This is a genomic window from Paenibacillus sp. LS1 (assembly GCF_026013365.1).
Classification (GTDB): Bacteria; Bacillota; Bacilli; order Paenibacillales; family Paenibacillaceae; genus Paenibacillus.
Genome location: NZ_JAPDOE010000002.1, coordinates 236,382 through 249,851, shown reverse-complemented (window position 1 = coordinate 249,851; position 13,470 = coordinate 236,382). Strand labels below are relative to the sequence as shown.

At 44.6% G+C, this 13,470-nt stretch carries 15 protein-coding genes; 13 read left to right on the top strand and 2 right to left on the bottom strand.

Going from position 1 to position 13,470, the window contains the following annotated elements; all coding sequences use genetic code 11:
* Positions 1-9: 9 nt before the first annotated feature.
* The 7 genes from OM416_RS10395 (at position 10) to OM416_RS10365 (ending at position 6,198) form a co-directional block, all read left to right on the top strand.
* The gene (locus tag OM416_RS10395) at positions 10-519 is read left to right on the top strand and encodes a GyrI-like domain-containing protein (RefSeq protein ID WP_264929140.1); all 510 of its coding nucleotides are present in this window, start codon (positions 10-12) and stop codon (positions 517-519) included.
* 173 nt (positions 520-692) lie between these two features.
* On the top strand, positions 693-1,241 hold the full coding sequence (locus tag OM416_RS10390; RefSeq protein WP_264929139.1) for a glutathione peroxidase: 549 nt from the start codon (positions 693-695) through the stop codon (positions 1,239-1,241).
* Between the two features lie 79 nt (positions 1,242-1,320).
* Positions 1,321-2,169 (top strand): AraC family transcriptional regulator, encoded by an 849-nt coding sequence (locus tag OM416_RS10385; protein ID WP_264930669.1) that lies wholly within the window; start codon positions 1,321-1,323, stop codon positions 2,167-2,169.
* Positions 2,170-2,306: 137 nt separating this feature from the next.
* Complete coding sequence (locus tag OM416_RS10380) at positions 2,307-2,561, top strand: hypothetical protein (protein ID WP_264929138.1); 255 nt, start codon at positions 2,307-2,309, stop codon at positions 2,559-2,561.
* 148 nt (positions 2,562-2,709) lie between these two features.
* Positions 2,710-3,309 carry a nitroreductase family protein gene (locus OM416_RS10375; RefSeq protein WP_036670536.1) on the top strand — a complete coding sequence of 200 codons (600 nt, stop codon included), beginning with the start codon at positions 2,710-2,712 and terminating at the stop codon, positions 3,307-3,309.
* Positions 3,310-3,490: 181 nt separating this feature from the next.
* Entirely contained in the window at positions 3,491-5,122 is a 1,632-nt protein-coding gene (locus tag OM416_RS10370; protein ID WP_264929137.1) for an S-layer homology domain-containing protein, read from the top strand.
* A 158-nt stretch (positions 5,123-5,280) separates the two neighbouring features.
* Positions 5,281-6,198 (top strand): NAD(P)/FAD-dependent oxidoreductase, encoded by a 918-nt coding sequence (locus OM416_RS10365; protein WP_264929136.1) that lies wholly within the window; start codon positions 5,281-5,283, stop codon positions 6,196-6,198.
* 120 nt (positions 6,199-6,318) lie between these two features.
* On the opposite strand, the gene OM416_RS10360 is transcribed toward OM416_RS10365, so the two are convergent.
* On the bottom strand, positions 6,319-6,528 hold the full coding sequence (locus tag OM416_RS10360) for a hypothetical protein (RefSeq protein WP_264929135.1): 210 nt from the start codon (positions 6,526-6,528) through the stop codon (positions 6,319-6,321).
* A gap of 259 nt (positions 6,529-6,787) precedes the next feature.
* On the opposite strand from OM416_RS10360, the gene OM416_RS10355 reads away from it, so the two are divergent.
* The 4 genes from OM416_RS10355 to OM416_RS10340 all read left to right on the top strand — a co-directional run bounded on the left by OM416_RS10355 (position 6,788) and on the right by OM416_RS10340 (position 9,744).
* A complete protein-coding gene (locus tag OM416_RS10355) occupies positions 6,788-7,141 on the top strand; it encodes a DUF3243 domain-containing protein (RefSeq protein WP_264929134.1) in 354 nt (117 codons plus the stop codon).
* Between the two features lie 245 nt (positions 7,142-7,386).
* The gene (locus OM416_RS10350; protein ID WP_264929133.1) at positions 7,387-7,953 is read left to right on the top strand and encodes a hypothetical protein; all 567 of its coding nucleotides are present in this window, start codon (positions 7,387-7,389) and stop codon (positions 7,951-7,953) included.
* A 157-nt stretch (positions 7,954-8,110) separates the two neighbouring features.
* A complete protein-coding gene (gene cyoE, locus OM416_RS10345) occupies positions 8,111-8,968 on the top strand; it encodes a heme o synthase (RefSeq protein WP_264929132.1) in 858 nt (285 codons plus the stop codon).
* Between the two features lie 293 nt (positions 8,969-9,261).
* Positions 9,262-9,744, top strand: a complete 483-nt coding sequence (locus OM416_RS10340; RefSeq protein ID WP_264929131.1) for a tetratricopeptide repeat protein — start codon at positions 9,262-9,264, stop codon at positions 9,742-9,744.
* 271 nt (positions 9,745-10,015) lie between these two features.
* Here OM416_RS10340 and OM416_RS10335 read toward each other — a convergent pair whose 3' ends face one another.
* On the bottom strand, positions 10,016-10,891 hold the full coding sequence (locus OM416_RS10335; protein WP_264929130.1) for a LysR family transcriptional regulator: 876 nt from the start codon (positions 10,889-10,891) through the stop codon (positions 10,016-10,018).
* Positions 10,892-11,056: 165 nt separating this feature from the next.
* On the opposite strand from OM416_RS10335, the gene OM416_RS10330 reads away from it, so the two are divergent.
* Both OM416_RS10330 and OM416_RS10325 read left to right on the top strand, forming a co-directional pair.
* Positions 11,057-12,004, top strand: coding sequence for a DMT family transporter (locus OM416_RS10330; RefSeq protein WP_264929129.1), 948 nt, complete (start codon positions 11,057-11,059; stop codon positions 12,002-12,004).
* Positions 12,005-12,203: 199 nt separating this feature from the next.
* Complete coding sequence (locus OM416_RS10325) at positions 12,204-13,235, top strand: LacI family DNA-binding transcriptional regulator (protein WP_264929128.1); 1,032 nt, start codon at positions 12,204-12,206, stop codon at positions 13,233-13,235.
* The last annotated feature ends 235 nt before the right edge of the window (positions 13,236-13,470 follow it).

Genomic DNA, 13,470 nt, shown 5'->3' with positions numbered 1-13,470 from the left:
AATTAATCCATGATCAGAGTTTATCCATCGGAGGAGATTCTTATGGAAATGAAAGTCATCACTTTGCCCGCTTTTCGCGTTGTAGGATACTTAATCGAAGCGACTATAGAAGAGTTCGAATCGGGTCTGAGCAAGAGCCACTATCATAAGCTTGTTGAGAGAAAAGATGAAATTCAATATCGAAAAAATGATAACGTCATGTTGATGCAGATGTATCCGATGAAAGAGGATTTCAACGCAAAGGTTGATAAATTTACACATCTAATAGGATATGAAGTAACTAGTTTGGAGAATGTTCCATCCGAGATGATAAGTCATCAGGTCCCTGACAGCAAATATGTGACTTGCACACATCGAGGGATTGAGTCAGAGATTGGTGATACATACGATTATGTCTATGGACAGTGGATCTGTGAGAACGGACATAAACCCAAAGATTATGATTTTGAAATATGGGATGAGCGTTATCAACCGGAAAGTCCCAATAATGAGATTGATATATATGTAGCTTTGCAGTGATTTTATGGGGATTCATGGGACACATTTAAATGAAGGAAGAGGATGTTGTTGAAGCTGAGTATAATCTGAACCATCAATATCTTTCGCGATACAATAGTTCAAACTTCGTATATAATTATCAATGATATATGATTCCATATGACTACATAACTATCGCGAGGTGCACTAGACTTATGCCAACCATCTACGACTTTACCGTAACCAGAACCAGTGGAGAGCGTTTCCCGCTCTATCAATATGAAGGAAAACCTGTGCTCATCGTAAATACGGCAAGTAAATGTAAATATACGCACCAGTTCGATGACATGCAGAAGCTGTATGACCAGTACAAGGATCAAGGGCTTCAGATTATTGGTTTCCCGTGCAACCAGTTTGCAGAGCAGGAGCCTGGAAGCAGTTCGGAAGCAGAATCCTTCTGTCAGATTAACTATGGTGTGAAATTCCTTATCTTTTCCAAACTGGATGTGAATGGAGAAGCGGCGCACCCGCTCTACGACTTTTTGAAAAGATCAGGCCCTTTTGCTGGCTTTGATGAAACAGATATACAGGCAAAACTATTAAAATTGATGGTGGCCGATAAAGCACCAGAATGGTTACATGGCGATGCGATCAAATGGAATTTCACGAAATTCCTGATTGATGCAGAGGGCCGTGTGGTCAGACGTTTCGAACCGATCGACTCCATCGAAGAGATTCAAGAAAGTATTAAACAGCTTTTATAATTCACTTTCATATATCCTATAGGGGCATGACCGGAGTCATTTCCCTCTCCCGAACAGGAGGTGCATGAATGTGCCGAGTATGATGCAATTTAGTGCTCCACTGGAGTACAGTTACCGTTCCACCAGTACGTTTAACCCGGGCAAGTCAGATGGATTCCATTCACATCCACACTATGAGATTTATTATTTTCATGCTGGAGAATGTACCTATATCATAGGAGATCGGGTATACAATCTGGAGCCGGGTGATCTGGTGCTGATGCATGGCTTGACTCTTCATCGACCGCATCCGACACCCGGCAGTGCTTATGAGCGAAGCACACTGCATTTTGATCCGTCTGCCATTCGCAGCAGCCTGCATCCGGACCGCATGGTTGAGGTGCTCAAGCCATTTGAAGAACTCAGAAATTGCCGAGTCAATTTGACAAAAGAGACCCGCACTGAATTCGAAGCGCTATTGCATGATCTTCATCGACTGTCTCAAAGTCAGACCAGTTACAGGCAGGAGCGCATGAATGTGCGACTATGTGATCTGTTGTATTTTGTAGCAGAGATCTGCCAGGGAGATGTAGAAGAACACCTTCCTTCATCGGAGAGGGAGCGGCATGTGCAACATATTATCCGTTATGTGGATACACACTATATGAAGGATATTGGTCTGGATGATTTGGCACTGGAATTACATCTGTCCAAGCCATATCTGGCAGGCATGTTCAAGGAAATGACAGGTCTGACGATATTCAAATACCTGTATGATCGTCGCATCAATCAGGCGAAGCTGTTGTTTCAGTTCCAGCCGGAAATCACCGTGACAGAAGCGAGTCGATTGTCCGGTTTCAAACGCCTTTCGCATTTTAGCCGGATGTTCAAACAAAGTGTGGGATGTTCGCCTGATCTGTATCGTTCCCAATTGCATCGCCAAACATAGAAGTCTTCTGTGAGCTGACCAGCTTGTCTGGTTGGCTTTTTTTGTTGATTTTCTTTCAGGAAATGCACATCACCTTGTTTAGAGGACAGGCAGAACAGGTAAAGAAAGGGTAATGAAACCAGAGGAGGCGATCATGAATGAAAGAGCGCACACCGGATCAGAATAACAGCGATACCCGTCAGGAACGATCCCATGACAGTCCCGAACAATATAAGACGGAGCAAGAAAGTTTGCTTGACCGACATGAAGAAGAACAGACTGTAGATCCAATTCCGATGGAAGATCTGAATATGGAGGCTCAGGAAGAGAAGAATAAAGATCAGACGAAAAGCAACTCGTCTACCGAAGAGAAATACCGGGCAGATTACCGCAAAAAGGCGAGCGAAGGGTAATTACAATTGCTGTTTGAGCAAAGAGGTTGAAGTGTTTTTGGTGAATGTATATTTAGTGAAAATAAATTAGTTTGTTGACTAATGTATGTTACTATATTATAGTTACTATGTTGGCAATGAAAAACACCATTTTGGGAGGCGAATAAGAATGACTACTTTTTTTGATGCGTTGAAAAACAGAAGATCTTATTATGGAATCAGCAAGGAATCTACAATTTCGGATGCTAAAATCCAGGAAATCGTAGAAGAAGCGGTGAAATATACACCAACTTCCTTCAACTCACAAACATCCCGTGCCGTTGTATTGCTCGGTGAACAACATGATAAATTGTGGAATCACACAGAAGAAATTTTGCGTGAAGTGGTAGGTAATGAAGAAGCTTTCAAATCCACTGCTGAGAAAATGACTGGATTCCGCAGCGGATATGGTACGGTTCTCTTCTTCGAAGACAACAATGCGATCGCACAGCTTCAACAGAATTTTGCAGCTTATGCAGATAACTTCCCGATCTGGGCGAACCAATCCAACGGTATGTTGCAACTGGTAATCTGGACTGCTTTGGAACAAGAAGGTCTGGGTGCATCTTTGCAGCACTACAATCCGTTGATTGACGAGAAAGTGAAGCAAGAATGGAATATTCCTGAGAACTGGAGATTGATCGCTCAAATGCCATTTGGTAAACCAACAGCAGCACCGGGTGAGAAAGAATTCCAACCGATTGAAGAGCGCGTAAAAGTACACAAGTAAATCAATTTCATAATACCTTTAGCTGCTTCAATCAAGGCTATAATTACACAAATTCATTGTAATAAGTTATGAAATTGATTTAAGTAAGCTTCGCATTTCCCAACATTTAACCACATACGGCCTCGCTTCAATTTGATACGATGATAGTTGATCGTAATTCAATGAAGCGAGGCTTTTTAATGTGAATAATAGATTAAAAGACATAACGAACCAACGTCTATGGAAAATGGCTTTATGCGGGATATTAACACTTGGATCGGTGGTTGGATATAGCAATACTGTTCAAGCTGCAACAGTCCAGCAACAGTTTCAGGATACGCGTACCAGTTATGCCAAGGATGCCATTACACATCTAGTGGACAAAGGCATTGCTGCCGGTACGTCAGAGACTACGTTTGAACCGAAGAAAGCCGTTACTCGTGCAGAATTTGCAACGTTTGCGGTGAGATTGCTAGGTTTGAAGCCGGTTAAAAATAATATTAATCCCTATCAGGATATAAGCATGAATGCTTGGTATTATGGTAACGTTGCCGCCATGACGAATCTTTTTATTTTGGAGGGCAAGGGTCAGGGCACGTTCCAGCCGGATGCTTCCATTACGCGCGAAGAAGCGGCAGCCCTACTTGTTCGGATGTTAAAACAACAACCCGTAGAGACATCACTCTTATCTTCAACCTATTTTGACGCAGATGATATCTCGGACTGGGCACGCCCTTATGTGCAAACGGTATATCAGCTTGGACTGATGAAGGGAAGCGGAGGCGTGTTCCGACCACATGATCAGGTAACGCGCGAAGAAGCAGCCGTCATGCTCGATGCCATTTTACAAAAGAAAACATGGTCTGAGCAGTTACAACGTGGAGATGAACTCGGGGTTCAGCTGGGGTGGCAGTATAACTCCACTACAGCTGAATTCAAGAAGCAGGTGGAACAGTCTGAAGTGAATACGCTCGTCCCGCGCTGGTTTTTCCTGAACAGCAGTATGAAAGTAACAGATCACGCGGACCCTGCATTGATCTCCTGGGCATCCGCCACAGACAGGCAGCTATGGCCGTTGCTTGGTAATCGTTCAGATCCGGCACTCACCCATCAGATGTTATCCAGTTCGGTCAACCGAGCGGCAGTGATCTCACAGGTAGCCGCCTATGTCAAAACCTATAAATTGGACGGCATCAACGTCGACTTCGAGAATGTCGATCCTGCGGATCGTGAAGGGTTAACCGCATTTGTCACCTCCTTGACGGCTACGTTACACGCATTGGGAGCAGTAGTGTCTGTGGATGTATCACCAGACCTCGGTACAGATTGGACGGATGCATTTGATTATGCCAAACTGGGAGCTGTATCGGATTATATGGTGCTGATGGGATACGAGGAACACTGGAACGGTGATCCGAAAGCAGGATCAGTGGCATCTCTTCCGTGGGTGGAAAAGGCATTGGATACCATGCTCTCTGAGGTGGTACATGCCAAAACGATTTTGGCCCTTCCGCTATATACACGGGATTGGTCTTCAGTGAATCCGGCAGCTAGTTCTTGGGACATTACACTGGCAGAACAGGGAACACGTGCACATACCTCGGGATCTGTAAGACGATGGGATGCGATTCTGGTTCAATATATTATTGGATACAATAGTAACGGTATGCCAAGATATATATGGGCAGAGGATAGCCGTTCGTTATCAGCCAAAGTGTTGATGAGTGAGCAACGGCAAATTGCTGGACTGGCATACTGGTATATGGGCGGCGAAACAGCCGATGTATGGAACGCCATTTCGAATGCATCACGATTTGAATCATATAACTTCTAAATATTCATGAATCTGATAGACTCAAACGAACTGTGATTCTGGCGGATGGTTTGGGTCTGTTTGTTTTGGTATAAGATAAGCAATAAGAGGACGCGTTAAGTTTGACTGAACGGTTTAATGTATAGAAGGACAAATATATGTTCAGGAGGAGAAGGAGCATGCGAGAGGTTGATTGCATAATCGTAGGTGGAGGGCTCGCAGGGCTTCAGGCAGCCATTCAGCTTGGACGTTATTCGGCCCATCAGGTCTTGGTGATTGATGCGGGAGAGGGCAGATCGACGTTATGTCGGACGTATCATAATATTCTCGGTTTCCCCGATGGGGTGTCTGGCGAAGAACTCCGTGCCCGAGGCAGGTTGCAGGCAGAGCAGACTGGTGTATCTTTTGAGAAAGATCGTATTGTTAAAGCAGGTCGTCAGGGGGAGAAGATCCAATTGTTCGGTACTTCCGGATCTGAATATAGGAGCAAAACCGTGCTACTGGCAACAGGGCTCTCGGATAGAGTTCCCGACATTCCGGGATTAACTCCGACGCTGGGGCGTACAGTCTATGTCTGCCCTGATTGCGATGGTTATGAGATTCAGAATCAACGTACGGTGCTGTTGGGATCTGGTGAAGCAGGTGCCAATATGGCCATGATTTTAATTCAACGTACAAATGATCTGTTATATATCAATCATGAGCAGGCCCCCATATCAGCAGAGCTTCATCGCAGTATGAAAGAGGCGGGCGTTCGTTATCTGGAAGCGGCGATCCAGGAAGTACAGCAGATCGAGGATGGCCATATCACCGGTGTTCTGACCGAAGATGGACAGATTTTTGAGTCGGAGCGCGGGTTTATCGCTTTTGGAGGCAATCGGGTGCACTATGAATTGGCAGAGCAGCTGGGAGCTGTAATCGCAGATAATAAACATGTAGAAGCTGATCCGCGCAGCTTGCAGGCAGCGACGAATGTATGGATTGCCGGAGATCTGGGTTTACATGCAGAGCAAGCAACGGTTGCGATGGGTGAAGGTTCCATTGCCGCCATCTGGATTCATAAGGCGCTGCAACAAATGACAAAGGATTCACTTTGAAATTCACCTCCTGATTAGAGGTTGAATTTCAATTTTGCGTTACCAAAAAGTCCTCCCAAGCCATGCATGTGGCAGGAGGACTTTTTGAGCTATCTTTGGCTATGGAGAAAAGAATCACGCTTATTTACTCGATGAATCCGTTGACTTGGAAGAAAACTTCTCGTCCTTTGAGTCATGTGAGAAATCTTTGCGAATGTTTTCCGCGATATCACCTACCACACCTTCAATCATATCCGTTGGCCCGGGATTTTTCTTATCAGGGTGGATAACTGTGTTCACGCCGGGTTCAAGTTCGTCGTTTGTTTTCTCATGTTTGGTTTTGTCGCTCATGTGATATCCCTCCTTGTTCCGTAAGGTATAAGGTGTTCCTTATCATATCCAAACACCACTACGTATATGTAAACGATTAACCGCTGTAGCCTTTTTGAATCGTGTTGCTTGAAGAATAAAGACGTATACAGGTAAGACACATACAGGATAGAAATGGACTGATTAATCTTGGGCAAGCCGTTTATATTATAGATAACCGGTTATTGTTACGCATGTTTCATAAATCCAATGAACGATTACTTTCAAGGAGGTTATTTCGATGAGTGAACAAAATCATGTCATCCATAAAGATGGCCAAGTTTCTACTGACAAGGTGGACAATGCAATTGAGAAGATTGCGCCAGAAGAAAGAGAACAGATTTTACAGAACTTTGATGCATTCAAAGAATACCTGGGTAAGCGAATTGCGATGGGGGAATCCATTGGACTAAGCGAGGAACAGATGGCTAAGATTGCTGAGAAAGTAGCTGATTATCTGGCAGCTCGGGAAGAACCTCGTAATCGTGAAGAAAAACTGCTTCAGGAGTTGTGGAATGTCGGTAAGGAAGATGAACGCCACATGCTGGCTCATATGCTCGTTCGTTTGGCGCAAAGCTCCACACCCAATCATTAAGAGTAGCAAGTAAAGAACCCTTGAAGGCATCGCCATTCAGGGTTCTTTGCCGTTTACGAAGACGATAGACAGAACTGATGACGCGCGTTGTAACTATTTTTAATCTGGCTGATACTTTTAGAATCCTTGTTCCAAGTATGATAGGAAAAGAAGGAACGTTGGAATGGATAGTTCACATGAGCGTTTGAGAAGCAAGACTTCCGGTTAAGGAATAGTAACGTTCATATTAAGGAGAGATGTTACCTATGAAGAACGCGACAAAACAATGGAAACTACGAATGATCGGTGCAGTTGTTGCTTTACTTGGTATGATTGTGCTGACTACATATTTGCTTACCCCTGCGAATGCTCAAGGTAGTACAGAAGCTTCACAACCTTCAGCGAAAGAATCTCAGGTTGCCAACTCTGAGATGTTTACTGCCTATGTGGAAGGTTTGCACCAAGAGAATGGCAAGTTGGTTATGACAGTGGACAAGATTGGCTGGTATCAAGGTGAAGAAGCCGATGCGGTTTTTGCACAGCGTAATCCAGAAGCCGGTATAGATGGTGCTCCAGATGGTTACTATATTGTTAATGACAGTAAAGAGCAGGAACAGGTTGAGATTAGTGCCAATGCTGAAGTATTGATGCAGTTGTATGATCGGGATGGTACGATGCAGGGTGCAGACATTCAGTGGAATGAACCTGTGACATTATCCAAGTTTGAATCGTTGTATGAGAATACCCGTATCCTTGATCTATCCGTATTCCCCTATCATCTGACGGTGCAGGACGGAAAAGTCACTAAAATTGTACAACAATACATCCCATAAAAATGAGATGAAATTGATCAGTCAAGCATTCCTCCCGTTCATGGAACGGTGAGGGATGCTTTTTGGTTATGACAAATTCATGAAAGCGATTGTAATTAATGGTAGGTACATGTATCATTATTGGAATGGTGTTTTTACATAGTTCAGGAGGAGCCTCATGCTTAAAGACATGATTGCATTAACCAAACCCGGACTTCTAAGGCTGAATGTGTTTGCGGTGGCAGTAGGATTCTGGGTAGCTTCAAAATGGGATATCAACTGGTTATCTCTGCTCTTGGTCGTGATTGGATCAACTTTGGTTATTGCTTCAGCTTGTGTTATCAACAATTATTGGGATCGTGAATTGGACCAAAAGATGGAGCGCACCAAAAAAAGGATGGATTACATTAATCATCTGAAGCCGGGGTTTGTACTTGGCTATGGCATTATCCTTGGTGTTGTGGGACTAGCAGTACTGTATCTTCTGGTGAATCCGTTATCAGGTTGGATGGCACTGCTCGGATGGTTCGCTTACATCGTGATATACACGATGTGGTTGAAACGTAACTCGACATGGAGCACATCGCTGGGTGGAATTGCAGGAGCGATGCCGCCTGTCATCGGTTATACAGCTGTAACGAATGAAATTGATGCAGGTGCCTGGTTGCTGTTTGCATTATTGTTCCTGTGGCAACCACCACACTTCTGGTCATTGGGTATTCGCCGGGTGGAGGAGTATCGTGCTGCCGGTTTCCCGTTGTTACCTGTGGTTAAAGGCGTGAAACGCACCAAGCTTCAGATGATTCCTTATGTTTTTCTGCTGCTTCCTGCTGTATTCCTGTTGTACTACTACAACTACGTTGGTCTGGTATTTCTAATTGTATCTCTGATCGGTGGACTCATCTGGTTCGTGCATACACTTAGCGGACTGAAGACACAGGATGATGAGAAGTGGGCAAAAGTGAACTTTCTAATCTCGGTGAACTATCTCATGCTCGTATTTATTGTCATGGTAGCGAACACGGTATGGTCTTAATAAGGTGATGAACAGATTGTTTTCAGAGAGATTTCAGCTTAGCTATATAATTTGAACTAAACATTTACACAAAACGGAGAGGACAGAAGGTTGTTCTGTCATCGAAATGTCCAGTGGAAATATGCTTTAGTCCATTTTTTATAACAGGCTGCATCGAATGAAAAAGCACACGATGGAATAGCGTTTGGACAACCTTGGGTTGTTACAACATATTCTCTGGGGTGCTTTTTTGGTATAATAAAACAATTGAATCATATATGTGGGAATTATAATGCAGGATGGGAAGTGACAGCATGAGTAATTTGGAACAGGCTGTGCGATGGAGACAAGAAGGTAAGATGCAGGAAGCAATTGAGCTTCTGCAAGAAATAACGATGCAGGAACCCGAGAATGCGGATGTTTGGTATCAGCTGGCTTGGGCACATGATTCGCTTGGATTGGAGCGGGAAGCTGTTCCGTATTATGAGAGGGCACTAAGTCTTGGGCTTTCTGGGGAGGACAGAGCAGGTGCAATACTCGGATTAGGCAGTACATACAGAACGCTTGGACAGTACGAGCAGGCGAAAGTTTGGTTTGAAAAAGGGATGAAAGAATTCCCGGCGTACCGGGAATTTGAAGTTTTCTATGCCATGGTGCTCTATAATCTGGGTGAACATGCAGAAGCGATGCAACGACTGCTCGTACAACTCGCGGATACATCAAGTGACAAGAGAATCAATGATTATAACCGAGCGATCCGTTTCTACGCAGATCAGCTGGATCGGGTGTGGGAATAGACCGATTATACAGGAAAGGGGAGATGGATGAATGAACTCCAATCCAGATCTGAAGCAGGTAAATGAAAGATTGGATCAAATTGAGCGGAAATTGGATAACCTGGGAGGCAGTGAGTAGAACAAACGCTCACCTGGCATGCGCTTTCTGATTGGTTTTGGCATCGCGATTGTGATTGTATCTGTACTGCTGCTGACGCTCGGTGTTATTCAATTTGTGAGTAACGGATAGGAGAAATCGATCATAACGACACAAGTAGTGAGTTCTACCAAGTTACATGGCTAGGGCAAGCCACTGTTGTACCTCTTCAATGAAACGACGTGTAGCTGGCGATAGATTGCCTAAAGACGGACAGGCCATGCCAATCGTACGATAAGGATCTCCAGAGAGCGGCACGAGCGCAAGCGCATCGGTATGATTTTGAAGAACCATCTCCGGCAGTAGACTGATGCCGAGGCCGTTACGGACCATCGCCATGATGGCTTGATCTTCTGCGACTTCATAGACAACATTGAGTTTGGCTGCATGCTGCCGGATCAGTCGTTCAATCTCGTTATCTCCGCCCCACTTGGGCAAAATAAAGGGTTGCTCCAGCAGAACATCAAATGAAACAGATTCCTCTGAGGCGAGAGGATGATCTAGAGGCAGGATGCACATCATCCTGTCTTTTTGCAATGGAATCGTCTCGAAAGGCGATGAATCGCCGAGGGACAGAAATCCGAGATCGATGGCGCCTCCAGCCAGCCAGCCCTCAATCTCAGCATAATCGCCCTCCCACAGCTTAATCTCAATTCCGGGGTGACGCAGGCGAAATTGTTTCAGGATACCAGGCAGCCACTGTGTGGAGACACTGGCGAATGTACCAATACGCACGGTACCAATCTCCGCACCGCGAATGAGTGAGATTTCCTGGTTCATTAGTTCCGTCCAGCGCAGAATCTCACGGGTGTATCCCAGAATGCGTTCACCTTCAGCGGTAACACGCACACCGGAGCGGCCGCGATGGAGCAGGGAGAAACCACATTCCGTCTCCAGACTGGCGATGGCATGGCTGACTGCGGATTGGGTGATGTTCAATGCTTCTGCTGCTTTGGTAAGACTGCCATATTCCACAACGGTATTCAAAATTTCGTATTTGATCAGTGACATAAATGATTCCGTTCCTTCCCATTTTGGATACATGAATTCGTTTCATATAATCCATTATAAATATTCATTTTTATAATGCAAAGAGATCGTTTATACTTGCCAAGGCGAGTTAGTTTGACGCACGATCACACAGATCAAAATACATAGAATGAAGGTTGAAGCAAGATGAATGGTGTACAGGTTAATCAAGGTCAGGCAACGAGAAGAGCGGACATACAGATGCTGCTCGCAACGGTCATATGGGGATCATCCTATCTGTTTATGAAATCGGGCCTAGAGTCCATGCAAGAATTGAATCTGGTCGCATTTCGTTTCGGAATTGCTTTTATTGCGGCAGGGCTTCTTTTTCATCGGCGGTTGTTTAACATGAATCGCAGAACACTTGTGGCAGGCGCCATTATGGGGACAGCTTTATTCGCTGCATTTGTATTTATCACCTATGGTGTGCAACGAACAACGACATCCCAAGCGGGATTCCTGATAAGTTTGGCCGTTATTTTTGTACCCATCCTGACGACGATCCAGCATCGTCGTATGCCGGACAAACGATTGACGCTAAGTATCTTGGTTGCAGTTACGGGGCTTGGCTTGCTGACGCTTCAACATGAGCTGAGTCTGCACACGGGAGATATTCTGTGCATTCTTGCAGCACTCGTGTATGCAATCTATATAATGATTGCTGGCAAGTACACACCGAAGTATGATCCGCTAACACTGGGCACGGTGCAATTAGGTGTTGCAGCGATGTGGGGAATAGCGGCTACATTTTTGCTGGAAACGCCACGTATGCCCGATACGGCTGAATCCTGGGCAGCAATTCTAGGGTTAGGTGTGTTGTGTAGCGGATTGGGATATATTTTGCAGACGCTCGCGCAGCGTCATGCTTCTCCCACAAGAACAAGTCTGATTTTTTCACTCGAACCACTGTTTGCAGCGGCCTTTGCTTTTACGTTTCAAGGAGAGTCATTAACTGTGCAAGGATATGCAGGTGCAGCTTTGATGTTGATTGGTGTTCTGATTACAGAGATCAAACTTCCACAGCCTATCTTCTGGCGCAGAAAACGTCCGGCTTTACAGTCGGAACTTGGCGATCAGGGAGCACCAGGCGTATAAGTAAGGGACAAAGGTCCTTTCGTCATCTTCTATGGAAGGTGGGGAGAGGGCCTTTTTTTGGTTATGTTGAATTATGTTGAAGCACTTATATAACAGATGAATAAATACCTAACAAAAAAATAATAACATAACCTTGTTTTGTTGAATTTTGTTTTTTATGCTAAACTGAATGGAAAATCAGAAAAAACGGGTGAGTAGGATGGCCAAAAGAGTAACGATGCAGCAAATTGCGGATGCTGCGGGGGTGTCCAAATTCGCAGTTTCCCGTGCGCTGACGGGCAAGCCTGGTGTAAGTGAGCATACACGCGAGATGATTGTCAGAACGGCGGGGCAGCTCGGTTATTTCAGAACCGAACCGAAGCGTTATCCGGGGGAGATACAGATGTCATCCGAGATGAAGCCAGAAGCGGAGCGACAAGGTACTGTATTGATTTTGTTTCCTAACATTCGTTCTCAGAATCGATCATCCTTGTATTGGGGGCCAGTGTTCGATGGCATTTCGGAGAGGCTTAATGAGAAGGGTTTAGATATTTTAACGTTAACGGAACCCTCTTCAGATCGGATGTTCTCGGTCCTTAATCCGGAAGCAATCAGTGGAGTCATTACCGTGGGTACCATCTCGACATCGGTATTGCTGGAGATATACAGGTTGGGTATTCCGCTTGTGATGGTGGACCATGAAGACCCGGCCGTATACGCAGATTCGATTTTTACGGACAATATGAAATGTATGAAAGAATTGGTTCTCATGCTCGTTGGTAAAGGCTACAAAAGGTTCCAGTTTGCCGGGCAACTGCCCGATGCGGCAAGTTTTCGAGAACGCTGGCTTGGATATCGTATGATGCTAGAAGAGAAGCAATTGGAGGGGGAACAGCAAGCAGGCCTGTTGGAAACGGAGTATGATCAGATGCGGAAATCGATTGCCGAAATGAAGCTGGAGGACATCCCCGAAGTCATCGTATGTGCGAATGATCATACGGCTGTTATTGTCCTTGAAGCACTTCGAAGTCGAGGTATTCAGGTACCTGAACGCTGTGCCGTAACCGGGTTTGATAATACGCAGACGGATGAACCCATTCTTGCTTCCGTACATATTAACAAAGAGAATCTGGGCACGAGAGCGGTAGATCAACTTTTGTGGCGGATTAAACATCTGGATGAACCTTATGAACGCAAGCTGATCTATTCGGAATTAATTATTCGCGATGAATATAACGCCAGTATAGAATAATAGGATATGAACTTATGGGATCATTTTAACATTGAACATACGGGTAAATGAAATCAGGTAAAAGACATGGAGAGGTTAGAGCTTCATGTCTTTTTGGTATGCAGAAACCATTTAACAAATTAAATTACAAAACAGATTGACTACGAGAAGCATATCGTGTTAATTTTGTTTTGTAAGTTATTTGTTTTTACAATAACAAAACCTAACAAAATAATGTTTACCAACTCTAACAACA

Excerpts from the sequence above, each read along its gene's own strand:
- OM416_RS10395 (WP_264929140.1), top strand. The coding sequence starts at position 10 with ATGATCAGAGTTTATCCATCGGAGGAGATTCTTATGGAAATGAAAGTC.
- OM416_RS10385 (WP_264930669.1), top strand. The coding sequence starts at position 1,321 with ATGATGCAATTTAGTGCTCCACTGGAGTACAGTTACCGTTCCACCAGT.
- OM416_RS10350 (WP_264929133.1), top strand. The coding sequence starts at position 7,387 with ATGAAGAACGCGACAAAACAATGGAAACTACGAATGATCGGTGCAGTT.
- OM416_RS10340 (WP_264929131.1), top strand. The coding sequence starts at position 9,262 with ATGAGTAATTTGGAACAGGCTGTGCGATGGAGACAAGAAGGTAAGATG.
- OM416_RS10355 (WP_264929134.1), top strand. The coding sequence starts at position 6,788 with ATGAGTGAACAAAATCATGTCATCCATAAAGATGGCCAAGTTTCTACT.
- OM416_RS10335 (WP_264929130.1), bottom strand. The coding sequence starts at position 10,891 with ATGTCACTGATCAAATACGAAATTTTGAATACCGTTGTGGAATATGGC.
- OM416_RS10365 (WP_264929136.1), top strand. The coding sequence starts at position 5,281 with ATGCGAGAGGTTGATTGCATAATCGTAGGTGGAGGGCTCGCAGGGCTT.
- OM416_RS10330 (WP_264929129.1), top strand. The coding sequence starts at position 11,057 with ATGAATGGTGTACAGGTTAATCAAGGTCAGGCAACGAGAAGAGCGGAC.
- OM416_RS10325 (WP_264929128.1), top strand. The coding sequence starts at position 12,204 with ATGGCCAAAAGAGTAACGATGCAGCAAATTGCGGATGCTGCGGGGGTG.
- OM416_RS10390 (WP_264929139.1), top strand. The coding sequence starts at position 693 with ATGCCAACCATCTACGACTTTACCGTAACCAGAACCAGTGGAGAGCGT.
- OM416_RS10380 (WP_264929138.1), top strand. The coding sequence starts at position 2,307 with ATGAAAGAGCGCACACCGGATCAGAATAACAGCGATACCCGTCAGGAA.
- OM416_RS10360 (WP_264929135.1), bottom strand. The coding sequence starts at position 6,528 with ATGAGCGACAAAACCAAACATGAGAAAACAAACGACGAACTTGAACCC.
- OM416_RS10375 (WP_036670536.1), top strand. The coding sequence starts at position 2,710 with ATGACTACTTTTTTTGATGCGTTGAAAAACAGAAGATCTTATTATGGA.
- cyoE (WP_264929132.1), top strand. The coding sequence starts at position 8,111 with ATGCTTAAAGACATGATTGCATTAACCAAACCCGGACTTCTAAGGCTG.